Source organism: Labrenzia sp. THAF191a (assembly GCF_009363335.1).
Classification (GTDB): Bacteria; Pseudomonadota; Alphaproteobacteria; order Rhizobiales; family Stappiaceae; genus Roseibium; species Roseibium algicola.
This window is the reverse complement of record NZ_CP045333.1, coordinates 4,433,270-4,456,721: the sequence shown is the minus strand read 5'-3', so window position 1 is coordinate 4,456,721 and position 23,452 is coordinate 4,433,270. Positions and strand designations below refer to the sequence as shown.

Below are 23,452 nucleotides of genomic sequence, written 5' to 3'. Positions count from 1 at the left end.
AAAAGACCGGTTAGAAGCTGGCCATGACCCAGCATCAGCGCCTTCTTATCATCGACTTCGGCTCCCAGGTCACGCAGCTCATCGCGCGGCGCCTGCGCGAGTTAAATGTCTACTGTGAAATCCATCCATATCAGAATGTTACCGACGCCTTTTTGAGCGAGTTTTCGCCCAAAGCGGTAATTTTCTCAGGTGGGCCGGATTCGGTTACGCGAGACGGTTCACCGCGTCCGCCGGAAAGTGTCTACACAATGGGCGTTCCGATCCTGGGGATCTGTTACGGCCAACAGGTGATGATGCAGCAGCTGGGCGGACAGGTTGACGGTGGCAAGATTTCCGGCGGTGGCGGCACGGCCGAGTTTGGCAGAGCATTCGTGACACCTGTCGAGAACAAACTGTCGATCCTGGATGGATGGTTTGCCGACGGGAAAGAACAGGTCTGGATGAGCCATGGCGACCATGTCAGCCGGATCGCACCAGGCTTTGAGGTATTCGGCACATCGCCAAACGCTCCCTACGCGATTACCGCGGACAAGGAGAGAAACTTCTACGCCGTACAGTTTCACCCGGAAGTGCACCACACGCCGAACGGCAAGAAGCTATATGAGAATTTCGTCCGACTTGCCGGCTTTACCGGTGACTGGACAATGGGAGCCTACAAGGACGATGCCATTGCGCGCATCCGCGAGCAGGTCGGTGACAAGAAGGTCATTTGTGGTCTGTCCGGTGGTGTCGACAGCTCCGTTGCTGCTGTGTTGATCCATGAGGCGATCGGGGATCAGCTCACATGTGTCTTCGTGGACCACGGCTTGTTGCGCCTGAACGAGGCGGAAGAAGTGGTGTCCATGTTCAGGGATAACTACAACATTCCCTTGATCCATGCGGATGAGAGCGAACTGTTCCTGGGAGAGCTGGACGGTGTTTCCGACCCGGAAACCAAACGCAAGATCATCGGAAAACTGTTCATCGACGTTTTCCAGAAACATGCAAATGAGATTGAGGGCGCTGAGTTTCTCGCTCAAGGTACGCTCTATCCGGACGTGATTGAGAGCGTCAGCTTCTCCGGAGGTCCGTCGGTCACCATCAAGTCGCATCATAATGTCGGCGGGTTGCCGGAAAAGATGGGACTGAAGCTGGTCGAGCCGCTGCGTGAACTCTTCAAGGACGAGGTGAGGGCGCTTGGCCGTGAACTCGGACTTCCCGAGAAGTTCATCGGCCGCCACCCCTTCCCGGGACCTGGACTTGCCATTCGGTGTCCGGGTGAAATCACCCGCGAAAAACTGGAAATCCTGCGAAAGGCAGATGCGGTCTATATCGACCAGATCCGCAAGCACGATCTTTACGACGACATCTGGCAGGCTTTTGTAGCGATACTGCCTGTGCGTACCGTGGGTGTCATGGGCGATGGCCGGACATACGACTACGCCTGCGCGTTGAGAGCCGTGACGTCAGTTGACGGCATGACTGCCGACTATTTCCCCTTCACGCATGATTTCCTGGGTGAGACGGCAACCCGTATCATTAATGAGGTACAGGGCATCAACCGCGTAACCTATGACATTACGTCCAAACCTCCCGGCACTATTGAGTGGGAATAAGCAAGGCTTTGGATCACTTGGACCCGACGTCGCTTGGCGGGTCTTGACGTGTGCGGACCGAAATATCGCAGGTAACTCTGCGAACGCTGGAATGTGATTGCACGAACGATTGTCGAGGCTGCATGCATTGGCGAAAGGTCAGTGATTGTGCTCGTGCATTTGCTTTTGTTTATTGCACCTCGATGGTGTGAGCGAACTGCAATTCGTTTCGATTAACTGAATATTTGCGCGCGCTCATATAAATGGTGCTTGAACTGTTGCTCGATCAGTTGCTTTACCAACTAAAGATAGGAATGATTGAAGTGAGTAAATTAACTAAAATTATTTCTGGATATGAAAATGATGGCTTCAGTCTCGGTAAAGCAGCTAGAAAAAAGAGAATTAAGTATTTTTGTGATTTGATAGAGAATAATTTTTCTGAGAAAGGCCGTGTAAAAATACTAGATATTGGCGGGACAGTTCAATATTGGAACATCCTCGACAAAGATTTTCTTGATCGCAACAACGTACAGATTACCCTTCTGAATCTTCCGGGATCTCAAGTCTTTGAGGCGGACGGGAGATTTGATTTTTTGACAGGTAACGCCACAGAAGACATCTGGAGTTACCTGGACCCGCAGGACTATGACCTGATCCATTCAAATTCGGTAATCGAGCATGTTGGCGACTGGGCGCAAATGAAGCGGTTTGCGTCAAACATCCGGGATTTCCACGGCGGTTATTTTGTCCAGACACCAAATTTCTGGTTCCCCATTGAGCCGCATTGCATGACGCTCTTTTTCCATTGGCTGCCGAAGCCTATAAGGGTCTGGCTTGTTGCTCATTTTTCCTTGGGGCACTGGGCAAAGGGGGCCAATACCGATGAGGCTGTCGAAATCGTCGAAAGTGCGCGCCTGCTGAGCAAGTCCATGTTCAAGGCGCTTTTCGATGATGCACTGGTCAAGCAGGAAAAATTCCTGTTTTTGACCAAGTCCTTCATGGCAGTCAGAGCTGACAGTGAAGAAGTCGCTTCTTGAAAAGAGACTGGATTGCTCAACTTAATAGATTTGAATACCGAACAGGCTTTCGAAAGATCGCAACATGAGCTCTCGAATTTGGTGACCTAGCGCCTTGTTGAGATTTGAGCGTGAATGAATACACCACGGCTACCGGATCTGACACCAGACTGTGCTTCTTGTGCAGCCCTTTGCTGTGTTGTCTTTGCATTTGACCGATCAGAGTCCTTTGGTATCGACAAGGCAGCAGGCGAGGTTTGCCCGAACCTGGATAGCTGCGGACGTTGTGCCATCTTCGATGACAGGTCGCGTCTCGGTTTCAGTGGATGCATTAGCTATGATTGTCACGGTGCAGGACAACGTGTGACGCAGGAAGTGTTTCACGGGCACACATGGCGGGATGATCCCGGACTTACGGAACGGATGGGAGAGGCGCTTTCCGTCCTGCGGCAAATTCATGAGAAACTGCTGCTCCTGGCAGCGGCTGAAAAACTTCCACTTGGTATTGGGGAACGACAAGCCCTAATCGACCTGCAGATGCAGCTTGCTCCGCAGATGGACTGGACGGAAGCTCGGTTGAGGGCGTTCCCGCTGGTTGAGATTTCACGAAAAGTGTCGGATTTCCTGACAGGCTTGCGTCGACATTTCGTGCGATAGGCCTGACTAAGAAGTTTGTCTCACTATCTTGCGCATTTGATACAGAATGCTGCGGCAGGATCTACCTGTAGCCGCTTCTCGGAAATCTCTTCACCGCACTCCACACAGTCGCCGTATTCGCCAGCTTCCAACCTTGATAAGGCTGCCTCGATTTTCTGGATAGTCGCCCGGCGCTGCCGCTCGGATGCCTGTGCCATCGCTTGCCCTTGGAGCGCGTCCATACGCGACAATCGACCGACAGATTGCTGATCTAGCTCCACCGTGGCACGGGCTTCCCCGGACAGCTCGCTCAATGTTTCAAGTTCGGTCTTGAGCGACAAAAGCTTGATCCGAATGTCTTCAACGTTGTGTTCCGCCATCTCCAAGCCTCCAACGAAAGCATGAAGATGGCGGCCTGAATGTGCAAGGGGCAGGTGTCACCGGTTAAACGGCATCCCTTGATCCTAAAACCCGGCTAGAACGATCTTCCCAATGGTTTTATTGCTTTCAATCTTCTGATGCGCCAGGCGCAGATTATCTGCGTTGATGGGTTCAATCACTTCCGTCAACGTGGTCTTGATCTTTCCAGCATCAACAAGGTCAGCGACGTTGTTCAAAAGCTTGCGTTGCTCATCCATATCGGTCGTCTGGTACATGGAACGGGTAAACATCATCTCCCAGTGGATCGATATCGCCTTCAGTTTGAAGGGCCCAATGCTGACGTTGTCGGGATCGTCGATGAGCAGAAAACGCCCCTGTGGCGCGATCAATTCTGCAATATCGTTCACGTGTTGCTCTGTGTGCGTTGTCGAAAAAATATAGCCGGGGGCTTCCAGTCCCAGGGCTTCGATCTGAGGCGCCATCGGTTTTGAATGATCGAGAACATGATGCGCACCAAGCTCGCTCACCCAGGAACGGCTCTCCGGTCTTGAAGCAGTTGCGATAATTGTCATGTTCGTCAATTGACGAGCGAGTTGAACTGCTATGGAACCGACGCCACCCGATCCGCCAATGATCAGGAGAGTGTTCGAGCCAGCAGGAACCGGGTCATTCACCTTCAGCCGGTCGAACAGGGCTTCCCAGGCGGTGATCGCCGTCAAGGGCATGGCAGCTGACTCCGCAAAGCTCAGGCTCGTGGGTTTGCGGCCCACAATGCGTTCATCAATGAGATGGTACTCCGAGTTGGTTCCGTCCCGGGTGATGTCGCCGGCATAATAGACCTCGTCGCCCACCTTGTAGCTGGTAACGTCAGGTCCCACTTCGGTGACGAGCCCGGCTGCGTCGTATCCAAGGACGACGGGCACGCCGTTTTGCGAAGTTCGGGATTGCCGCACCTTGGTGTCGACTGGGTTGACCGCAACAGCCTTGACCTCAACGAGAAGATCCTTTCCGGAAGGCACCGGCCTTGGAAGGTCGAGATCAGTCAACGACTTCGGGTCATCAATAAGAAGCGGTTCAAAAAATCCGATGGCACGCATGCTGTGTTCTCCTGATTTGCGTACCAATCAAATTGAACATAAAATCGTTTGGCGCAAGAATGCACAATTCTAGCCGTAACTCACAAAAAAGAACCTTAGGCACAATATGGATACCGTTAGGAAATCAGGACCCAAACTGGTCAAGGACGTTTATGGCTGCCATCCGGGCTGTGCTGTCGAAGCAGCGCTCAGTTTGATCGACGGCAAGTGGAAAGGCGTCATTCTGTTCCTGCTGATGGAAAAAGATGTCATGCGCTTCAACGAATTCCAGAAAGCGCTTCCGGACATCACACAACGGATCTTGACCGCTCAACTCCGTAGTATGGAAGCTGACGGATTGATTGTGAGGACCGTCTATCCCGTTGTTCCACCGAAGGTTGAATATCAACTGACCGACCTAGGCGTCTCGCTGGAACCAGTGGTGAAGGCCCTTGCACGCTGGGGGAACGAAAACAAGACGCTCTGGCCAAAAGGGTTTAAACGGGACAGCCACCTTCAGCAGGCAGGCTGACGAACTTTCAGGCTGATGGGTTTCGTTTGTCGTTCGCAAACCGTTGAGCCTCCCTGACGCATTCGTGACTTTGTCAATTCTCAGCCCGTTGCGAGGATGCTCCCGCGAAATCCAGGGGAGAAATGCGTCATGAACCTAAGATGTTCGACAGTGCTTGCGGTGTTGTTCCTGTCCTCGGTGTTCGGAGCGTGCTCAGCACGGGCAGGTGAGGTCGAGATTGTCTCGGCAAAAGCAACCGGATCTGCAGGCTCGTGGACCTTCGCGGTAACGCTCAGGCATGACGACACGGGTTGGGATCACTACGCCGACCTCTGGCAGATCTTTACGCCAGACGGAGAATTGTTAGGCGAGAGAGTGCTCCTTCACCCCCATGTCGACGAACAACCCTTCACGCGATCCCAATCGGGCATCACGATTCCAGAGGGCGTGTCACAGGTCATCATCCGGGCCCGAGACACGGTGCATGGTGTTTCACCACAAGAATACAAGTTGGACCTGGACCGTTAAGCGTTGCCTCAGTCAGGTGCGGATAAAGGCCAAAATGCCGTCCGCAACGAATTGTACGGATAGAGCTGCCAGCAGCACGCCAAGAAGACGGGTGATCACCAATTGCGCGGTTTCTCCCAGGAGCCTTTCTATCTTGTCAGCCAAGAGAAAGGCACCCATGCAACTCAGCAGGATGATCGCGATGACGCCGCCGAGGCCTGCATAGGCAAGGGTATCCGGAGCCTGACTGGACAACAGGATGATCGCGGAGATTGCCGCAGGTCCCGAAATAAGCGGTATCGCCAAAGGAAAGATGGCGAGTTCATTGATCGTTCCATGATGCGCTTCTGATTCCATCGCCTTTTCGGCGGTTTCGGTTTTACGCGCCTGGCGCTTGCCGAAAATCATCTCGATCGCGATCAGGAACAACAGGATGCCTCCGGCGACCCTGAATGCGGAAACGGAGATGCCAAGTACATTCAGAACCGTCTGTCCGGAGGCATAAAATACAAGGAGGATGGCCGCCGCCGTGATGGTCGCCCGAATGGCGACCTTGCGCCTGTCGTGCTTGCTCATGCCAGCCGTAATTGCAAGAAACATCGGGGCCAGACCGACCGGATCAATGGTGACAAATAAGGTCGCGAAGGCGTTGATGTAGTAGTCGAGCATGGCGATTCCCGGACCGGTTTTTCAGGCGCTTTTGTCGCCTTACTATAGTGCTTTGCGAGGTGCTGGCATGTTCTCAAGCCAAATGATTTTTGCCCCCTGTGTATACTCCTCGTAAAGCATTGAAATTAAACCCTTATTACTTAGGTGGAAAAGCGCCGAGAATTTGGAGCGGCGTCTTGAATCGGATATAAAAGAGCAAGCAATAACAATGAAATGAGTGTCTTCCTTGGCTGACCAGGACAACAGCACGCCCACTGACGGTCTTCCGTCCGATATCAAACCGGTCTCCATCGTCGATGAAATGAAGCGCAGCTATCTCGATTACGCGATGAGCGTGATCGTGTCGCGTGCGCTGCCTGACGTCCGCGACGGCCTCAAACCGGTTCACCGGCGCATTCTCTACTCGATGCACGAAAACGGCTACGAGTGGAACAAGCCCTATCGCAAGTCGGCCCGCGTGGTCGGTGACGTCATGGGTAAGTATCACCCGCATGGCGACAGCGCGATTTACGATGCGCTGGTGCGCATGGCGCAGAATTTCTCGCTGCGGCTACCGCTGATTGACGGGCAGGGCAACTTCGGCTCCATCGACGGCGATCCAGCAGCGGCCATGCGCTACACCGAGTGCCGTCTCGAAAAAGTCGCCCACAAACTGCTGGACGATATCGACAAGGAGACGGTCGACTTTCAGGAAAACTACGATAACTCCGAGAGCGAGCCCGTCGTCCTTCCTGCCAAGTTCCCGAACCTCCTCGTCAACGGGGCCGGCGGTATCGCAGTCGGCATGGCAACCAACATTCCGCCGCACAACCTGGGCGAAGTGATCGATGCCGCCATTGCCGTGATGGAAAATCCGGCGATGTCCCTCGAAGAACTGATGCAGATCGTTCCAGGCCCGGATTTCCCAACGGGTGGCATGATCCTCGGTCGGTCGGGTATCCGTAGTGCCTATGAAACGGCCCGCGGTTCGATCGTCATGCGGGCGAAAGTCGACGTCGAGGAAGTACGCAAGGACCGGACGGCGCTGATCGTCACGGAAATCCCGTATCAGGTCAACAAATCGACGATGATCGAGAAGATTGCCGAACTGGTGCGCGACAAGCGTATCGAGGGCATCTCGGACATCCGTGACGAAAGCGACCGCTCGGGCATGCGGGTCGTGATCGAGCTGAAGCGCGATGCGGTTCCGGACGTGATCCTGAACCAGCTCTACCGTTTCAGCCAGTTGCAGACATCGTTCGGTGCCAACATCGTTGCTCTGAACGGCGGCAAGCCGGAGCAGATGAACCTCTCCGACATGCTGCGCGCCTTCGTCTCCTTCCGTGAGGAGGTGATCCAGCGCCGCACACGCTACCTGCTGAAGAAAGCCCGTGACCGTGCCCACATCTTGGTGGGCCTGGGCATCGCAGTTGCCAACATTGATGAAGTCATCAAGCTCATCCGCAGCGCACCGGACCCGGCAACGGCGAGAGCGCAGCTGATGGAGCGCAACTGGCCGGCAAAGGATGTTGAATCGCTCATTCTTCTGATCGACGATCCGCGCCACATGGTGCAGGACGATGGCACCTATAAACTGTCTGAAGAACAGGCACGAGCCATTCTCGATCTGCGTCTGCAGCGCCTGACGGCGATGGGCCGCGATGAAATCGAGGAAGAACTCAACAAGATCGGTGCGGAAATTTCCGACTATCTCGACATCTTGCGCTCACGGGCCAGGATCCAGGAGATCGTCCGCAACGAAATGCTTGAGATCAAGGAAGAATTTGCAACTCCGCGCCGAACCGAAATAATCGAAGGCGGGGCAGATTTCGACGAAGAAGACCTGATCCAGCGCGAAGACATGGTCGTGACGGTGTCTCACGGTGGCTACATCAAGCGCGTGCCGCTGGCGACCTACCGTGCACAACGACGCGGAGGCAAGGGCCGGTCCGGCATGGCGACCAAGGACGAGGATTTCGTCACCAGGCTGTTCGTCGCCAATACCCACACGCCGGTTCTGTTCTTCTCCTCGCGCGGCATCTGTTACAAGATGAAGGTGTGGCGTCTTCCACTCGGCGGGCCGACCTCGCGCGGAAAGGCATTGATCAACCTGCTACCTCTCGAACAGGGCGAACAGATCACCTCGATCCTGCCATTGCCGGAAGACGAGGACAGCTGGGCAAATCTGGATGTGATGTTCGCGACCATACGTGGCACCATCCGACGCAACAAATTGTCCGATTTCGTCAACATCAACCGGAACGGCAAGATTGCCATGAAGCTGGAAGACGGTGACGGGATTGTCGGCGTCGACACCTGTTCTGAACATGACGATGTGATGCTGACGACCAACTTCGGTCAGTGTATCCGCTTCCCCGTGACGGATGTACGTGTCTTCGCCGGTCGTAATTCCGTCGGGGTCCGCGGAATTCGTCTGGCCGATGAGGATCGTGTGATCTCCATGCAGATCCTGCACCACATCGATGTGACGGCAGAAGAGCGCGCCGCCTACCTGAAGCTTTCCCGCGCAATGCGTGGTGAAGCAGATGAGAACGGTAACGGCGCAGACGAAGAGGGCGTAGTTGCCGGCGATCTGCCTCAGGAGCGTTACGCTCAGATGAGTGCAGCCGAGCAGATCATCCTGACCATCTCTGAAAACGGCTACGGCAAGCGGACGTCTTCCTTCGAGTACCGGGTTACCGGCCGAGGCGGCAAAGGCATCACGGCCATGGCCGTCAACAGCCGGAATGGCGGTCTGGTCTCGTCTTTCCCTGTCGAAGACAGCCACCAGATCATGCTGGTGACGGATGGTGGCCAGTTGATCCGCTGTCCGGTGGACGGTATCCGCATCGCCGGACGTGCGACCCAGGGCGTGATCGTCTTCAAGACGGCAGCCGATGAAAAGGTCGTTGCGGTCGAAGGGATTTCCGAAGTCGATGAAGACGATGTACTCGAAGACGCCCTGGAAGGAGAGGCTGAGGGTTCAGCTGAACCGGGTGAGAATGACGCCGGGAACGATTCCGCCGAAGGCGATGAAACGCCTCCTGAAGCCTGATCTCTGATTGGCTAGGCCTGAAATCGACAACAGCGGCCAGGGTGGAACCTGAGCCGCTGTTTGCCGTTACGGGGAGGGAGGTCTGAGACGAAGCTCAGTTGGCCACGGGGTAACGGGCCAGAATTGTTTCATTTACGGTTGGTGCAGTTTTCTCGACGGTGACGAAGGAAACGTTGCGTACACGGTTCGCACCGGTCAGTGCAGCTGCACAGTCTTCGCTCCAAGCGCCCCAAGCCTGTGTTTCACAAGCCTTTGATGCCGGAATTTGCACAGCGCGGTCGGACTTGGTGGAAGCAAGTCCCTGAGTTGCCAGGCTGGTCAGACCTTCTGCCTGCGATGCTTTGCTCGGGTGCATGCTCATCATGCCAGCGGCAATCATCGTCAACAACGCAAGAACGAAAATAGCGGCCATCTTGAATTGTCCGGCCGGATCGATTGCCTTTGCCTGAAAGGCGAAAGGACGCACCGCGATAGCCGTTGCGGTCCGGTCGATTGTAGTAGTGCTCCTCATGATGCTGGCTCCTGCTCACGCCAATTGATTTCGATGGAGCCACTTTGACCCAGGTTTGCAAAGAGAGTTGTGACGGTCGTCACACAATGTCAGTTACTGGCAAAAGACGCGTTCATGCCTGCGTTCTACTTGTTAGGCAGGTGCAGGCAGAGTAAGGAAGGTGCCATGAATCGTATTGCGCTTTATCCTGGATCCTTCGATCCCGTCACCAATGGCCACATGGATATATTGCGTCAGTCGCTTGCGCTGGCGGACAAGGTGGTGGTTGCCATCGGAATTCACCCCGGCAAGTCCCCCCTGTTTTCCTTCGAGGAACGGGTTGAATTGATCCATGCTTCGGCTCGTTCGGAATTCACCCCGGAGGAAGCTGAACGGATTGATGTCATCGCCTTCGACAATCTGGTCATCGAAACGGCACGCCAGCAAAACGCCGCTTACCTGGTGCGCGGTCTGCGGGACGGCACGGATCTTGACTACGAGATGCAGATGGCCGGCATGAACGGCACGCTGGAACCGGACATTCGTACGGTATTTCTTCCGGCTTCCCCGAACGTGCGCCACATCACGGCCACCTTGGTACGTCAAATCGCGAAGATGGGCGGAGAAATCTCCGCTTTTGTGCCGGAACCGGTTGCCGAACCATTGAGATCGCGCGCGAAACCCGGCGCGTAATTCAAAGCCAAGCTCTAGACCTGAACCTTAGGAGTCTCCAGTGTCGCGCTTTCTTGCAATTTTTGCCGTTCTGGCTTCAATTCTGATCCTGCCTTCGGCCGCCAATGCCCAAGGCACCGATCCGGAAAACACAATTTATCTCGATTTGAAGGACGGGCGCGTCGTCATACAGCTTCGTCCGGACCTTGCTCCGGCTCACGTTGAGCGGATCAAGAAGCTTTCCCGCGAAGGTTTTTACGACGGTATCGTCTTCCATCGCGTCATCGACGGCTTCATGGCCCAGACCGGTGACCCGACGGGCACCGGCACGGGCCGTTCCAGCGAACCTAACCTGAAGGCTGAGTTTTCCAACGCACCGTTCAAGCGTGGCACGCTCGGCATGGCACGTTCCGCAAGCCCGGACAGCGCCAATTCCCAGTTTTTCATCATGTTCGGCGATGGCGACTGGCTGAATGGCCAGTACACCGTATTCGGTGAAGTCGTCGACGGTATGGAATTCGTCGACAACATCACCCGCGGCGAACCGCCGGCAAATCCGGACAAGATCATCAAGATGCAGGTCGCCTCGGACGCACAATAACGTTCAAGCGACTACAATTTCGAAAATACCCAAGGAGATACTCGATGGCTGAAATCAAAGACGCCGAAAACACACTTCTCATGGAAACCAGCCAGGGACCGGTTGTTATCGAACTGAAGCCGGACCTCGCGCCGACGCATGTCGCACGCATCAAGGAACTGGTCCGCGAAGGTTTTTACGACGGCATCGTCTTTCACCGCGTAATCGACGGCTTCATGGCACAGACCGGCTGCCCGCAGGGGACTGGCACTGGCGGTTCCGGCAAGAAACTGAAAGCGGAATTCAGCAACGAGAAGCACGTGCGCGGCACCTGCTCCATGGCTCGCGCAATGGACCCGAACTCCGGTGACAGCCAGTTCTTCATCTGCTTTACCGATGCACCCTGGCTCGACGGTCAGTACACCGTCTGGGGAGAAGTGATCGAAGGCATGGACAATGTCGACAAGATCAAGCGTGGCGAACCGGTTTCCAATCCGGACAATATCGTCTCCTTGAAAGTGGCGGCCGACGCGGCCTGAACCACCTGAAAGTGGCTTTAACGATGCAGCGCGGATCAGTCATCCGCGCTGTTTTGTTTTGGATGTACCCTCAGACGGTTGACCTGCTCCGCCGTCGCCAGTAAGAGCCGCTGACTGAAAGTCCGGTTGCCGCTCTGGATGGAATGGCGCCGCACCCCGAAACCTTCCAGAGATCCGTCAGTAGCAAATTACCATGCGCGTCGACCAATTCGACTTTGTTCTTCCCAACGAACGGATCGCCTTGCGCCCGGCTCGGCCACGTGATTCCGCTCGCATGCTTGTCGTTAAACCAGGTGCTGAACCTGAACTGTCCGACACGGGTGTTCGCGAATTGCCGCTGTTGCTGGAGCCCGGTGATGCGCTGGTTTTCAACGATACCAAGGTGATACCCGCACAGCTTGAAGGAACACGCCTGCGAGGAGATATTACCGCTGGCATCGGGGCGACGCTGCACATGCGCACCGGGCCGGACCGCTGGAAGGCCTTCGTCCGGCCGGCAAAGAAGTTGCAAGTTGGCGATACCGTGCTTTTCGAAGGGGTCGGCACACGGCTAACGGCGGAAGTGACCGAAAAGGGCGACAGCGGTGAAGTATTGCTGACTTTCGACCGGTCCGGACCTGATCTGGACATTGCAATCGCATCCGTTGGACACATACCCTTGCCACCGTATATTGCGCAAAAGCGTGGCGAAGACGACCAGGATCGCAAGGACTATCAGACGATATTCGCCGAAAAGGACGGTGCCGTTGCCGCACCGACTGCGGGTCTTCATTTTACGCCTGACCTGCTGGAGGCATTGAGCGAGCGCGGTATCGAACAGCACCGCGTAACACTGCATGTCGGAGCTGGCACCTTTCTGCCGGTAAAGGCGGAAGACACGGCAGATCACAAGATGCACGCAGAATGGGGCGAAATCTCCGAAGAGACCGCCGCCGCACTTCTGGCCGTCAAGGCAAGGGGAAACAAGGTTGTCAGCGTCGGCACGACATCCCTGCGGATCCTTGAAAGCTCCGCCCAGGCAAGTGGCGCCATTGCCGCCTTTGCGGGTGAAACCTCGATCTTCATAACGCCCGGCTACCGCTTCAAGGCGATCGACGCGTTGATGACCAACTTCCATCTTCCGCGTTCTACATTGTTCATGCTGGTGTCGGCTCTTTCGGGCCTGGACACGATGCGGCGTGCCTATGCACACGCTATTTCGCAGGAATACCGTTTTTACAGCTATGGCGACGCTTCCCTGCTTTTCCCGCAGGAAGGCGCTGTCTGAGGACCAATCATGACCGAAAAAACCGGCAAGACCTTCAGCTTCAAGCTGATCACCACGGACGGCGCTGCGCGGCGAGGCGAAATCACGACGCCCCACGGTGTCGTGCGTACACCCGCTTTCATGCCGGTGGGCACTCAGGCAACCGTGAAGGCGATGTACCCGGAACAGGTGAGGGAAACCGGTGCAGACGTGGTGCTCGGCAATACCTATCACCTGATGCTTCGCCCAACTGCCGAACGGGTCGCCAGACTTGGCGGACTGCACACCTTCATGAACTGGCCTCACACGATCCTGACCGACAGCGGTGGATTCCAGGTGATGTCGCTGGCCCAGCTGCGGAAGCTGGATGAAGACGGTGTGCGTTTCCAAAGCCACATTGACGGTCAGAAGTACCATCTCACACCGGAACGTTCTGTCGAGATACAGGGACTTCTCGGATCAGATATCCAGATGCAGCTGGACGAATGCATCAAGTTGCCGAGCCCCCGTGAAGAAGTCCAAAGAGCAATGGAGCTGTCTCTCAGATGGGCAGAACGCTCTCGCAACCAGTTCGAAACCATGGGTGGACCAGGAAAAGGGCAGGGGCTTTACGGCATCGTTCAGGGGGGTGATCAACCCGATCTTCGTATTCGCTCGGCAGAAGAACTCGGCAAAATGCCGTTTGAAGGCTATTCGGTTGGTGGTCTGGCGGTTGGTGAACCTCAGGACGTGATGCTGAGCATGCTAGACATCACGACGCCTGTGATGCCAGTGGACAAGCCGCGTTACCTGATGGGCGTTGGGACACCGGACGATCTTCTGGAAAGCGTGAAGCGCGGCATTGACCAGTTCGATTGCGTGATGCCGACCCGGGCAGGTCGTCACGGTCTGGCCTATACGCGCTATGGCAAGGTCAACCTCAAGAATGCCCGTCATCAAGACGACCCACGCCCGCTGGACGAGGCGAGCACCTGTCCCGCGTCTAGTGTCTACAGCAGAGCCTATCTGCACCATCTGGTGCGGGCTGGCGAAGGACTGGCGGGCATGCTGCTCACCTGGAACAACATCGCCTACTATCAGTTCCTGATGCAGGGCATGCGCGACGCGATCGAGGCCGGGTCTTTCGAAGACTTCTACTCAAAGACCAAGGAAGACTGGGCGCGCGGCGATATTGCCGCGCTGTAACCCGGCACTCTCAATCCAAGCTCAGGCTGAAACTGACTAGGCGGAAAATCCGTCCGCTTTCGTCAGATAGCAGCCGGAAATCTTCCAACTGCCGTCATCCTGTTGCTCGAAACTGTAGAGAGCCAGCCAGTTTTGGCCATTTGGGCCGGTTACATAGACTTCCTGCGTTGGCCCGAGCTTGGTCATTTTCGACCGGCCGAACGTTACGCTTTGAGGCTTGTAAACAGGTTGGTAGCCTTGCCGCACCATTTCCATGAAGAACTCTGGTGTCTGAAACCGCTGTTGCAAGGAACTGGTTGCGAACGAGAAGGCTGCCTGGGCATTACCTGTCGCAAAGGCACTCATCTGATTTTTGATGATCTTGTGAAAGGCACTGCTGTCGAGCCCTTCTTCGGCGCGGACAGACCCTGTAGCCAGCAACGCGCTGACGCCGGCCACCGCCACCATCTTCCAGAAACGAGCATGAGCCATGTTCGGTGTCTCCTTTCCTGAAACCCGATCAGTATACGGCTCGAAACCCTTTTCAGATTGCTAAAATACAAGCAAATCCTTGCGGCAATTCCTGGCAGTTTGATCTGTTTTTCGGCAGACCTTGAACTGCGAATTCTCGTGACGCATACCGACTCACGCCAAAGCCGGCAAATAGTCCTGTAAAATCAAAGGCGCCAGAGCTGGATCCCGTCCGGACAAGTGGAGCGATCCAAAAGCGCCGGTATGTCAGCGACCAGGCCGCGTTGATCTTTCAGAACGTCCTTCAGGACCTGCCAGCCGGTTTCATCTTGGAAAAAATGCCGATGCGGGACCGCAAGCACGGCAACATCCGCAGCATCAAGGTCTTCTTCCCGGGTGAGGGTGATTCCATATTCGGCGACAACCTCATCGGGATGTGCAAGTGGATCACAGACCTGAACACGTGCCCCAAACTTTTCCAGCTCCCTGATGAGATCGACGACCTTGGAATTACGGGTATCTGGCACATTCGCCTTGTAGGTGATGCCGAGGACGACAACTTTCGGAGGCATGGGCATGCCAAGCTTCACGCTTTCCTGGATGATCTTGCCTGCGATAAATGCCGGCATTGCCTCGTTGGTACCGCGACCCGCCAGAATAACCTGAGGTGTCATGCCGATCTCGTGTGCCTTGTGAGTCAGGTAATAGGGATCGACACCGATGCAGTGCCCACCGACCAGCCCCGGCTGGAACGGCAGGAAGTTCCATTTGGTCGAAGCCCCCTTCAACACGTCCCGGGTATCGATGCCCATCTGGTGGAAGAGCATCGCCAGTTCGTTCATGAGAGCGATATTGAGATCGCGTTGTGTGTTCTCAATCACCTTTGCCGCTTCCGCTACGCGGATCGACGGGGCAAGATGAATGCCGGCCGTGACAACGGCTCCATAGAGCGTGTTGAGCGTTTCGGCTGTTTCCGGGCTGGAACCCGAAACAATTTTGGTGATGTCCGCAAACCCTCGCTCGGTATCGCCGGGATTTATGCGCTCTGGCGAGTAACCAACGGCAAAATCCCTGTTGAAGAGCAGCCCCGATTCCTTCTCGAGGACGGGAACAGCGATCTCTTCGGTTGCCCCTGGATACACGGTTGATTCAAAGACAACGATGGCCCCCGGTTTCAGATTGCGGCCGACGGTTGCTGCTGCGTTTCTGAAAGGCGACAGGTCAGGTCGTTTGGCATGATCGACCGGTGTCGGCACCGCCACGATCAAGACATCCCTATCGCTCAGATCCTTTTCGTTGCTGGAAAAAACGAGCGTTTCCTGCTGCAAATCCGCGTCATCAACGGACGACGTGCTGTCCTGACCGCTGCGCAACTCGTTCAACCGGCTTTCGTTGATATCGAACCCGAGAACGTCAAAACCCTTCGCAGCGAAGGCCACCGCCACGGGCAGGCCGACATAACCCAGACCGATAACCGCGATCTTGGTGGAGTGAATGGAAGTGTCGTGCATGAGGCATCCGGGATTGGAGCAAACGGAAAGGGCCGGGTCTTTCGCAAGACCCGGCCCACTCCTAAAGGCTTCTGGCGAGCCTTTTCAAGCCCGCAGTGAAAACGATCGCAGATTATTCGGCGGCCAAGGGTTTGCGAATGATCTCTTCCATGAACGGAACCAGTTCCCGAGCAAGTTTCGGATCGTCCATGCCGAATGCGATATTGGCGCTCAGGAAGCCGGCCTTGTTACCGCAGTCGTAGCTCCGACCCTCGAACTTGAGCGACGCGAAGTGCTGTTCCTTCATCAAGGCGAGCATGCTGTCGGTCAACTGGATCTCACCACCTGCGCCTTTGCCCTGGTTGGACAGAAGATCGAAGATTTCCGGCTGTAGAATGTAGCGGCCGGTGATCATCAAATTGGAAGGCGCCGTACCGGGCGCGGGCTTTTCGACCATGTTTGAGATCTTGTGCGCATTTGCACCGAGTTCTCCGTCGAGTTCCACAATGCCGTACTGATCTGTCTGGTCTTCGGGAACTTCTTCCACGGCGATGATGTTGCCACCCGTATTTTGATAGAGGTCTACCATCTGCTTGAGGCAGCTGACCTGAGACTTGATGATCACGTCCGGCAACAGAATGGCAAAGGGTTCGTTGCCGATAATATCGCGGGCGCACCAGATAGCATGGCCGAGGCCTAGCGGGGCCTGCTGACGGGTGAAGGAAGTGGCACCCGGAACCGGGCGGTGTTTTTCAAGTAGTTCCAGAGCAGCAGTCTTGTTTCTTGCCTTGAGGGTATCTTCCAGCTCATAGGCCATATCGAAATGGTCTTCGATAACCTGTTTGTTTCGCCCGGTGACGAAAACGATATGTTCGATGCCTGCGGCCCGTGCTTCATCCACCACATATTGGATGATCGGACGGTCAACGATCGTCAGCATTTCCTTCGGCACTGCCTTGGTCGCGGGCAGAAACCGAGTGCCAAGACCTGCCACGGGCAGGATCGCTTTGCGAATGGGCTTGTTCATGTCAGGCCTTCCGATGGTCTACAAATACGAACTCAATCTTCTTTTACCCACTAATAATCACATGAGCCGTCGAATACACGTTCTAAACTCAGATCGTCCGCGGGCGCGACGTTGCAGTTAGCCCAAGTGGCAATCAGCCGGACCCTCAGGTCTATGGCCGGTTGCAAGCTTGTGCACTGCAATACTAACGCAATAACTTCGACAAAGTGATCATTTTATGTCGGGGTGAGACTACGCACTTTTAAATCGATTTAAGAGCTACCTGCTTTCCGCCAGAGCGATGTTGCGGGCAGGCGAAAAGAGCGCTATGGAACTCCGCAAGTTCCGAGATCGGACTTGTTTCCTGAACGAGTTGCTGCGCTCAAGCGGCAACCGCATGGCATAAGGTGGAAAATGACCGAGGCAAACCGCGTAGTTTCCGTTGGCAATGTAACCTTCAGCAATGATGCGCCTTTCAGCCTCATTGCCGGCCCTTGCCAGCTTGAAAGCCGCGAGCACGCGCTGGAATGCGCAGCCGCGATCAAGGAAATTACGGATCGTCTCGGAATCGGCGTCATTTACAAGACCTCATACGACAAGGCCAACCGGACATCTCTTGCAGGAAAACGGGGTGTTGGCATGGAAGAAGCCATGCCGATCTTTGCGGAAGTGAAGGAAAAATTCGGCATGCCGGTCTTGACCGATGTGCACAGCCCCGAGCAATGCGCGCCGGTTGCGGAAGTTGTCGATGTCCTGCAGATCCCGGCATTCCTCTGCCGTCAGACGGACTTGCTTGTGGCTGCCGCAAAGACCGGCCGCGTGGTCAACATCAAGAAAGGCCAGTTCCTGGCGCCCTGGGACATGAAAAATGTTCTGGGGAAAGTGACAGGTTCGGGCAATACCAATGTCATGTTGACCGAACGCGGCGCCAGCTTCGGCTACAATACGCTTGTTACCGATATGCGCTCGCTGCCGATCATGGCTCAGACCGGCGCGCCGGTTATTTTTGATGCAACACATTCCGTGCAGCAACCGGGCGGGCAGGGCGCTTCCACCGGCGGCGACCGGACAATGGTACCCGTTCTTGCGCGTGCTGCAGTGGCCGTGGGTGTAGCTGGTCTCTTCATCGAAACGCACCCTGATCCGGACAACGCTCCGTCCGATGGACCGAACATGGTGCCGCTCGATCAACTCGAAGCGTTGCTGGCCCAGTTGAAGGCACTCGACAACGTCGTCAAGGCACCGGCAGCCGCTGCAGAATAGTCAATTTCAGCCGCGCCTCGTGTGCGGCTTTCCTTTGTGGGGCAAGAGCTCCGGAAAAACGCCGGTGCTCCGGCTTCCAAACGGCCGGAATTTCTCCGGCAGACCGTCAATTCAGGTGCATGCGACAAGGGAGTTCTTTCCATGACCGCCATTATCGATGTTATCGGCCGTCAGATCTTTGACAGCCGTGGTAACCCGACCGTAGAAGTCGACGTTTTCCTGGAGGACGGTTCCTTCGGCCGGGCAGCCGTTCCGTCCGGAGCTTCCACCGGTGCACACGAAGCTGTCGAACTGCGCGATGGCGGCGACCGCTTCATGGGCAAGGGTGTCCAGAATGCAGTTGATGCCGTGAACGGAGAAATTTTCGAGACAGTTGGCGGTCTGGACGCTGAAGATCAGCTTCAGATCGACCAGGCCATGATCGATCTCGACGGTACACACAACAAGTCGCGTCTTGGTGCCAACTCCACTTTGGGCGTATCGCTTGCTGTAGCCCGCGCCGCTGCCCAGGCGTCCGGTCTGCCGCTCTACCGCTATGTCGGCGGCACGTCTGCGCGCACGCTTCCGGTTCCCATGATGAACATCATCAATGGCGGCGCGCATGCCGACAATCCGATCGATTTCCAGGAATTCATGATCATGCCGGTTGGCGCCGAGTCCCTTGGCGATGCCGTGCGCATGGGTTCTGAAATTTTCCACACCTTGAAAAAGGCACTGAACGCAGCCGGCCACAACACCAATGTTGGCGACGAAGGCGGCTTTGCTCCCAATCTGGAATCGACCGACGCAGCTATCGGCTTCGTCATGAAGGCGATCGAAACTGCTGGATACAAGCCAGGTGAAGATGTCTTCCTGGCACTGGACGCGGCATCGACCGAGTTCTTCAAGGACGGCAAATATGTGCTGGAAGGTGAAGGCAAGACGCTGGCTCCTGAGGAAATGGCAAAATATCTCGCCGACCTCGTTTCCCGCTACCCGATCATCTCGATCGAAGACGGTCTGGCAGAAGACGATTGGGACGGTTGGAAAGCGACGACCGACCTTATCGGCAATAAATGCCAACTGGTCGGCGACGACCTCTTCGTCACCAATTCCGAGCGTCTGCGCAAGGGTATCGACCTCGACGTTGCCAACTCGATCCTGATCAAGGTCAACCAGATCGGTACGCTGTCCGAAACGCTGGACGCCGTCGAGACCGCACACAAGGCTGCCTACACCGCTGTTATGTCCCACCGCTCCGGCGAGACCGAGGACAGCACCATTGCTGACCTCGCGGTTGCCACCAACTGCGGCCAGATCAAAACCGGTTCACTTGCACGGTCCGACCGGCTCGCAAAGTACAACCAGCTCATCCGTATCGAGGAAGAACTGGGCGCACAGGCGGTTTATGCAGGTCGTTCCATTCTGCGCGGCTGATCTTTTCAGGTCATCAAAATCAGAAAAGCCCCGCATTCGTGCGGGGCTTTTTTTGTTTCGGCAACTCAAGCTGCTTTTAATTGGAAACTGCTGCCTGCGGATCGGTCCGTGTTTCGTCGGCATGCAGAAGCGCTGCGGCTATTGTTTCCGGTTTTTCAGCTCCTGCCAGAACAAACCTGCCATCGATAATGAAACATGGCACACCCGTGATCCCGGACTTTTGAGCGTTGGCAATCTGGGCCTCGACCTTGTCGAGATCGGTTTCGGTTCCCAATAGATGCTCCACCAGATCGGACTGCATCCCCGCTTCCTCGGCAATTCGCACAAGAACCTCGGGGCGTGTCAGATCTTCTCCGTTCAGGAAATAGGCCTTGAACAAAAGCTCCACGACTTCGTCCTGAAGATCGTCGTCACGTGACCAAAGGATCAGTCTGTGGCAATCAAGGGTATTCGGCGACAAGGTGATATCGTCGAAGGCAAAGTTGATGCCTTCCTCCTGTCCCGCTGCACGGATTTGTTTGTAGAACGTATCCGCCCGCTCCAGACCACCGAACTTGTCGCTCAGATACTGTTTTCTGTCCTTGCCAGTCTTCGGCAAGGTGGCGTCAAGCTGAAAGGGGTGCCAACGAACCAGCACATCGAGCTGCGGAACCGACTTCAACGCCGCTTCAAGGCGTCTTTTTCCAATGAAACACCAGGGGCACATCACATCGGATACGACATCGACGGTAAGGGCGGATGATAGGGTCATCGGACATCCAGAACGTTGGAGATATTTTTGTCAGGCTAAAGACTCTGACAAATATGCCAACCCCAAATTCGCGGCAGTGTTAAGGCAATCGACGAAAGACGCATACAGACCAGCGTCTGTTCACAGAACAGTGTGTGTGAGGATCGAGCTGATCCGCTTCTGCAGCCTTGTCGTGCCAGCCTCGTTCTTCAAGACGGCAACCGGCCCGAAGTCCTTGACCAGGCAGACAAGGTCCTCGTCACGGCTGGTGGCGTCCGCGATGGACAGCAATGTCGTGTTGATGTCTTCCAGTTCTTCAGCGGAAGTGACGGCAATGCCGAAGTTTTCCGGCTGAAGCCTCATTTCCCAAAGATCGAGGCCACGCGCCGCAAGGCCATTGCTGCAGGCTTCGAGATAGTTCGTATAATCATCCACGCCAAGTCCGCCCTGGTGGATCTGCTGACGCAACCACATGTGGCTTTCCGCGAGCACCCGGTCTGCAAGACGGCGCCTCTTGCCGAAGCGGGTGGCGGAGTTTAGCCGGCGGGCGAGGGTTTCCTTGCGGTTTTCTCCAACCAGCACGTCCGAAGCTCCGTTTCGGAACAGTTGAACGAGATCTTCCTCCCGCTCACAGACAGCCAGAACCGGCAACCCCGCGAAACGGGCATCCCGGCGGATCTGCTGCATATAGTCGACGGCATCTTCGAAGGGGGCATCAATGACCACGGCGTCAAATGCACGCTTGGACATGAATTCAACCGCCATGCTGCCGTCGAATGCACCGACAACCTCGACCTTTTCTTCACTGGCGTCCTGCCATTCCAGGAACCGACCGCTCAGGCCAACGACAAGCAGGCTGCTGGTTCCTGAATGATGCGGCGCGCTCCCGAAACCCGGAATCCTGCCAAAAATACGTCTGCGAAGTTGTGCTTCCTCTGACCGAAGCAATGCGCGCTGATGAATGCATATCAACATCAGCAGGACTTCATCGGGAACGACCTTGTCGATAATTGCAGTCGGTTGCAGACCGGGGGGCAGAATATCGTCGCTTCCGGTGAGGATGTAGAAAGGGACTTCACTTGGAAGGCGTCTGATTTGCGGAAGCAGCCAGGAAAAGAATTCGTCTCTGCGGTCGTCTTCCAGGATGCTTATATCAACCACGATCGCTGCAGGCAGCGCCATGGGCAGCTTGCTGCGACGGTCGAACATGCTGATAAGCGACACGTCTAAATCTTCTGGCGCATCACCATTGCTGCTCCGCCTTGGCCGACGTCCCGCATACCAATACGGGCCGCGCCAGGAAAGCGAGGTTTCAACATCCATTCCTTATCCCCACCTACGCCACGGCAGCAGGCAATCGCTGTGTCCGCATGGTCAGCCGTTCACGGCTGATGGTTCCATCCTCGTTCCGCGGCAGAGACTGTAAAATCAACACACGATGGGGGATCTTGGCAAGGTCCACGCCTTCGGCATCCAGATACGCGAAAAAGGCACCCGCATCAGGAACGTTCCCGGCCTCGGGTACAAGCGCTGCGTACATCCTGGCTCCGAGGAGAGGGTCTTCCACTATGAAGGCGGCAGCTTCCTTGACGCCCGGGTACCCTGCGTAGACAACATCCACCGTTTCAAGGTTGCCGGTACCAAGGGCATATTGGCCCGGGATACCGAAACCAGCAATGCCGCCATCCGTCAGTTCAACCTTGATGTTGGTATTCAGAAAACCGGTTCCTTCCCAGCGGACGCGCCGCTGGTCACCATTGATGGTTCGCCACCCGACATCGGGAACCATGGGTCCCTTCACCAGAAGCGTTGGAGCTTGCGTATCCACCTCGTCGGTGACCGCAATCTCAAGAAGGGCTGGCCCGCTTTCACACCCGATCGGCCCGCTATGCTTTCCCAGCGCGGTGGCCTTCATCTTCGCCGAGGGACCTCGCGCCTTGGCAACGAGTGCGAATTCGTCAGCGATGTGAAGATCGATCAGACGGCGCCGCGCAACGAAAGTCGTCGGATGCGGGGCCGCGATATTCCAGGCTGCAAGTAGCGTCGTCTTGGTGTTTTCAAGTTTACGGTCGAGCGTCTGTGCCAGCGGCCCGGGTGTCATGACGATATCCGCCTGAACCTCGTTGGCATGAGCAGCGAGATTGGCAAGTGAAGTCGGGTGGTGCAGATGCAAGGTGCCGCCGGTCAGCAACCAGGGAACCAGTCCTCCACCCAGGCCGGTCAAGCCACTGAGCGAATAGGGGAGGACCATCACGCTGGCATCGCGCACATGAGCTTCCTGCACGATCATATGTGCGACCGATACCCAATGGTTATGGCAGCGGGTAACCGGAACGTTTTCCTCGCCGCTTCGGCTCCAGCAGATGGTCGCTGTGTGGTCAGCCGGATCAGGGCGCTCACTCGGAGTGAACTTCAGATCTTCACCCATTTCGGCAAGCATCGGCCCCAATTCAATCAATCCATCGGGAACGTCCTTGCCAAGGCCGAAAACAAACCGCAACGAGAACAGATCCGCAGCAACATCGCGTGCGGCAACACCAACCTCGCGTGTTTCTACCCGGTCGGCCGCGACAAATCCCTTGGCGCCTATGGAGTTCAAGGCTTCCAGAACGTTCTTCTGCCGCCAGTGCAATGGCAAGGGAGAAATGATCAGATCTGCTCGCAGGGCTGCCAGGATCGCGATTACGGTATCGACCGTGTTGGGAGCCTGGACACCGACGACATGATCAGATGACAGTCCGACGGTCGTGTAGAAAGCGGCAAGACGATCAATTTCCCGATCGGCTTCGGCATAACTCAACGCTCGGGGAGCACCACCTGTCCAGGTAGCCCTGTCAGGAGCATCAACCAGCGCAAGCCGGTCGGGGTGTTCTGCGGCTGTCTTGCGGAACATTTCATCAAGCGGCACATCGGACCAGGCTCCGCTTTCATGATACTCCGTGGACAGGCTTTCAGGCGTGGCTTTCATTTTATTTTTCGTC

At 55.9% G+C, this 23,452-nt stretch carries 23 protein-coding genes; 13 read left to right on the top strand and 10 right to left on the bottom strand.

Annotated features, from left to right (window positions below):
• Nucleotides 1-23 precede the first annotated feature (23 nt).
• From guaA to FIV05_RS20550, 3 genes are all read left to right on the top strand, one after another.
• Nucleotides 24-1,595, top strand: a complete 1,572-nt coding sequence (gene guaA, locus FIV05_RS20560) for a glutamine-hydrolyzing GMP synthase (RefSeq protein ID WP_152510795.1) — start codon at nt 24-26, stop codon at nt 1,593-1,595.
• A 242-nt stretch (nt 1,596-1,837) separates the two neighbouring features.
• Nucleotides 1,838-2,611 carry a class I SAM-dependent methyltransferase gene (locus FIV05_RS20555; protein ID WP_152510794.1) on the top strand — a complete coding sequence of 258 codons (774 nt, stop codon included), beginning with the start codon at nt 1,838-1,840 and terminating at the stop codon, nt 2,609-2,611.
• A gap of 114 nt (nt 2,612-2,725) precedes the next feature.
• Nucleotides 2,726-3,247, top strand: coding sequence for a hypothetical protein (locus FIV05_RS20550; protein WP_152510793.1), 522 nt, complete (start codon nt 2,726-2,728; stop codon nt 3,245-3,247).
• Nucleotides 3,248-3,270: 23 nt separating this feature from the next.
• On the opposite strand, the gene FIV05_RS20545 is transcribed toward FIV05_RS20550, so the two are convergent.
• On the bottom strand, nt 3,271-3,606 hold the full coding sequence (locus tag FIV05_RS20545; RefSeq protein ID WP_152510792.1) for a TraR/DksA C4-type zinc finger protein: 336 nt from the start codon (nt 3,604-3,606) through the stop codon (nt 3,271-3,273).
• A gap of 84 nt (nt 3,607-3,690) precedes the next feature.
• On the bottom strand, nt 3,691-4,704 hold the full coding sequence (locus tag FIV05_RS20540) for a zinc-binding alcohol dehydrogenase family protein (protein ID WP_152510791.1): 1,014 nt from the start codon (nt 4,702-4,704) through the stop codon (nt 3,691-3,693).
• A gap of 106 nt (nt 4,705-4,810) precedes the next feature.
• Between FIV05_RS20540 and FIV05_RS20535 the strand changes: the two genes are divergently transcribed.
• Both FIV05_RS20535 and FIV05_RS20530 read left to right on the top strand, forming a co-directional pair.
• Nucleotides 4,811-5,215, top strand: coding sequence for a helix-turn-helix domain-containing protein (locus tag FIV05_RS20535; protein WP_152510790.1), 405 nt, complete (start codon nt 4,811-4,813; stop codon nt 5,213-5,215).
• A gap of 129 nt (nt 5,216-5,344) precedes the next feature.
• On the top strand, nt 5,345-5,722 hold the full coding sequence (locus tag FIV05_RS20530) for a hypothetical protein (RefSeq protein WP_152510789.1): 378 nt from the start codon (nt 5,345-5,347) through the stop codon (nt 5,720-5,722).
• Nucleotides 5,723-5,734: 12 nt separating this feature from the next.
• Here the strand turns inward: FIV05_RS20530 and FIV05_RS20525 are convergent, their stop codons facing one another.
• Nucleotides 5,735-6,370: a MarC family protein gene (locus FIV05_RS20525; protein WP_022998662.1), complete on the bottom strand. Its 636-nt coding sequence runs from the start codon at nt 6,368-6,370 to the stop codon at nt 5,735-5,737.
• 226 nt (nt 6,371-6,596) lie between these two features.
• Between FIV05_RS20525 and gyrA the strand changes: the two genes are divergently transcribed.
• A complete protein-coding gene (gyrA, locus tag FIV05_RS20520; protein WP_055654254.1) occupies nt 6,597-9,404 on the top strand; it encodes a DNA gyrase subunit A in 2,808 nt (935 codons plus the stop codon).
• Between the two features lie 94 nt (nt 9,405-9,498).
• Here the strand turns inward: gyrA and FIV05_RS20515 are convergent, their stop codons facing one another.
• The gene (locus tag FIV05_RS20515; RefSeq protein ID WP_022998660.1) at nt 9,499-9,915 is read right to left on the bottom strand and encodes a hypothetical protein; all 417 of its coding nucleotides are present in this window, start codon (nt 9,913-9,915) and stop codon (nt 9,499-9,501) included.
• A gap of 165 nt (nt 9,916-10,080) precedes the next feature.
• On the opposite strand from FIV05_RS20515, the gene coaD reads away from it, so the two are divergent.
• From coaD to tgt, 5 genes are all read left to right on the top strand, one after another.
• On the top strand, nt 10,081-10,587 hold the full coding sequence (gene coaD, locus FIV05_RS20510; protein ID WP_022998659.1) for a pantetheine-phosphate adenylyltransferase: 507 nt from the start codon (nt 10,081-10,083) through the stop codon (nt 10,585-10,587).
• 40 nt (nt 10,588-10,627) lie between these two features.
• A complete protein-coding gene (locus tag FIV05_RS20505; protein WP_209009728.1) occupies nt 10,628-11,167 on the top strand; it encodes a peptidylprolyl isomerase in 540 nt (179 codons plus the stop codon).
• Between the two features lie 44 nt (nt 11,168-11,211).
• Nucleotides 11,212-11,685 carry a peptidylprolyl isomerase gene (locus FIV05_RS20500; protein WP_022998657.1) on the top strand — a complete coding sequence of 158 codons (474 nt, stop codon included), beginning with the start codon at nt 11,212-11,214 and terminating at the stop codon, nt 11,683-11,685.
• A 193-nt stretch (nt 11,686-11,878) separates the two neighbouring features.
• Nucleotides 11,879-12,952: a tRNA preQ1(34) S-adenosylmethionine ribosyltransferase-isomerase QueA gene (gene queA, locus FIV05_RS20495; RefSeq protein ID WP_152510788.1), complete on the top strand. Its 1,074-nt coding sequence runs from the start codon at nt 11,879-11,881 to the stop codon at nt 12,950-12,952.
• Between the two features lie 9 nt (nt 12,953-12,961).
• Entirely contained in the window at nt 12,962-14,116 is a 1,155-nt protein-coding gene (gene tgt, locus FIV05_RS20490) for a tRNA guanosine(34) transglycosylase Tgt (RefSeq protein ID WP_152510787.1), read from the top strand.
• A 36-nt stretch (nt 14,117-14,152) separates the two neighbouring features.
• Here tgt and FIV05_RS20485 read toward each other — a convergent pair whose 3' ends face one another.
• From FIV05_RS20485 to galU, 3 genes are all read right to left on the bottom strand, one after another.
• Nucleotides 14,153-14,587, bottom strand: a complete 435-nt coding sequence (locus tag FIV05_RS20485) for a DUF4864 domain-containing protein (protein ID WP_022998654.1) — start codon at nt 14,585-14,587, stop codon at nt 14,153-14,155.
• Nucleotides 14,588-14,772: 185 nt separating this feature from the next.
• A complete protein-coding gene (locus FIV05_RS20480) occupies nt 14,773-16,077 on the bottom strand; it encodes a nucleotide sugar dehydrogenase (RefSeq protein WP_152510786.1) in 1,305 nt (434 codons plus the stop codon).
• Between the two features lie 112 nt (nt 16,078-16,189).
• Nucleotides 16,190-17,083 carry a UTP--glucose-1-phosphate uridylyltransferase GalU gene (gene galU, locus FIV05_RS20475; protein WP_022998652.1) on the bottom strand — a complete coding sequence of 298 codons (894 nt, stop codon included), beginning with the start codon at nt 17,081-17,083 and terminating at the stop codon, nt 16,190-16,192.
• Between the two features lie 393 nt (nt 17,084-17,476).
• Here galU and kdsA point away from each other — a divergent pair, with 393 nt between their 5' ends.
• Together kdsA and eno are read left to right on the top strand one after the other, a co-directional pair.
• Nucleotides 17,477-18,325, top strand: coding sequence for a 3-deoxy-8-phosphooctulonate synthase (kdsA, locus tag FIV05_RS20470; RefSeq protein ID WP_152510785.1), 849 nt, complete (start codon nt 17,477-17,479; stop codon nt 18,323-18,325).
• A 141-nt stretch (nt 18,326-18,466) separates the two neighbouring features.
• The gene (gene eno / locus FIV05_RS20465; RefSeq protein ID WP_152510784.1) at nt 18,467-19,741 is read left to right on the top strand and encodes a phosphopyruvate hydratase; all 1,275 of its coding nucleotides are present in this window, start codon (nt 18,467-18,469) and stop codon (nt 19,739-19,741) included.
• A gap of 76 nt (nt 19,742-19,817) precedes the next feature.
• Here eno and FIV05_RS20460 read toward each other — a convergent pair whose 3' ends face one another.
• The 3 genes from FIV05_RS20460 to FIV05_RS20450 all read right to left on the bottom strand — a co-directional run bounded on the left by FIV05_RS20460 (nt 19,818) and on the right by FIV05_RS20450 (nt 23,439).
• Nucleotides 19,818-20,492: a DsbA family oxidoreductase gene (locus tag FIV05_RS20460; RefSeq protein WP_152510783.1), complete on the bottom strand. Its 675-nt coding sequence runs from the start codon at nt 20,490-20,492 to the stop codon at nt 19,818-19,820.
• Between the two features lie 120 nt (nt 20,493-20,612).
• The gene (locus tag FIV05_RS20455) at nt 20,613-21,695 is read right to left on the bottom strand and encodes a hypothetical protein (RefSeq protein ID WP_209009727.1); all 1,083 of its coding nucleotides are present in this window, start codon (nt 21,693-21,695) and stop codon (nt 20,613-20,615) included.
• A gap of 112 nt (nt 21,696-21,807) precedes the next feature.
• Nucleotides 21,808-23,439 (bottom strand): class I adenylate-forming enzyme family protein, encoded by a 1,632-nt coding sequence (locus FIV05_RS20450; RefSeq protein ID WP_152510782.1) that lies wholly within the window; start codon nt 23,437-23,439, stop codon nt 21,808-21,810.
• Nucleotides 23,440-23,452: the final 13 nt, after the last annotated feature.

Coding starts and splice junctions, on each gene's coding strand:
- FIV05_RS20555 (WP_152510794.1), top strand. CDS start 1,838: ATGGTGCTTGAACTGTTGCTCGATCAGTTGCTTTACCAACTAAAGATA.
- tgt (WP_152510787.1), top strand. CDS start 12,962: ATGACCGAAAAAACCGGCAAGACCTTCAGCTTCAAGCTGATCACCACG.
- FIV05_RS20485 (WP_022998654.1), bottom strand. CDS start 14,587: ATGGCTCATGCTCGTTTCTGGAAGATGGTGGCGGTGGCCGGCGTCAGC.
- FIV05_RS20540 (WP_152510791.1), bottom strand. CDS start 4,704: ATGCGTGCCATCGGATTTTTTGAACCGCTTCTTATTGATGACCCGAAG.
- FIV05_RS20525 (WP_022998662.1), bottom strand. CDS start 6,370: ATGCTCGACTACTACATCAACGCCTTCGCGACCTTATTTGTCACCATT.
- FIV05_RS20530 (WP_152510789.1), top strand. CDS start 5,345: ATGAACCTAAGATGTTCGACAGTGCTTGCGGTGTTGTTCCTGTCCTCG.
- guaA (WP_152510795.1), top strand. CDS start 24: ATGACCCAGCATCAGCGCCTTCTTATCATCGACTTCGGCTCCCAGGTC.
- queA (WP_152510788.1), top strand. CDS start 11,879: ATGCGCGTCGACCAATTCGACTTTGTTCTTCCCAACGAACGGATCGCC.
- coaD (WP_022998659.1), top strand. CDS start 10,081: ATGAATCGTATTGCGCTTTATCCTGGATCCTTCGATCCCGTCACCAAT.
- FIV05_RS20480 (WP_152510786.1), bottom strand. CDS start 16,077: ATGCACGACACTTCCATTCACTCCACCAAGATCGCGGTTATCGGTCTG.
- FIV05_RS20550 (WP_152510793.1), top strand. CDS start 2,726: ATGAATACACCACGGCTACCGGATCTGACACCAGACTGTGCTTCTTGT.
- FIV05_RS20515 (WP_022998660.1), bottom strand. CDS start 9,915: ATGAGGAGCACTACTACAATCGACCGGACCGCAACGGCTATCGCGGTG.
- galU (WP_022998652.1), bottom strand. CDS start 17,083: ATGAACAAGCCCATTCGCAAAGCGATCCTGCCCGTGGCAGGTCTTGGC.
- kdsA (WP_152510785.1), top strand. CDS start 17,477: ATGACCGAGGCAAACCGCGTAGTTTCCGTTGGCAATGTAACCTTCAGC.
- FIV05_RS20460 (WP_152510783.1), bottom strand. CDS start 20,492: ATGACCCTATCATCCGCCCTTACCGTCGATGTCGTATCCGATGTGATG.
- FIV05_RS20535 (WP_152510790.1), top strand. CDS start 4,811: ATGGATACCGTTAGGAAATCAGGACCCAAACTGGTCAAGGACGTTTAT.
- FIV05_RS20450 (WP_152510782.1), bottom strand. CDS start 23,439: ATGAAAGCCACGCCTGAAAGCCTGTCCACGGAGTATCATGAAAGCGGA.
- FIV05_RS20500 (WP_022998657.1), top strand. CDS start 11,212: ATGGCTGAAATCAAAGACGCCGAAAACACACTTCTCATGGAAACCAGC.
- FIV05_RS20545 (WP_152510792.1), bottom strand. CDS start 3,606: ATGGCGGAACACAACGTTGAAGACATTCGGATCAAGCTTTTGTCGCTC.
- eno (WP_152510784.1), top strand. CDS start 18,467: ATGACCGCCATTATCGATGTTATCGGCCGTCAGATCTTTGACAGCCGT.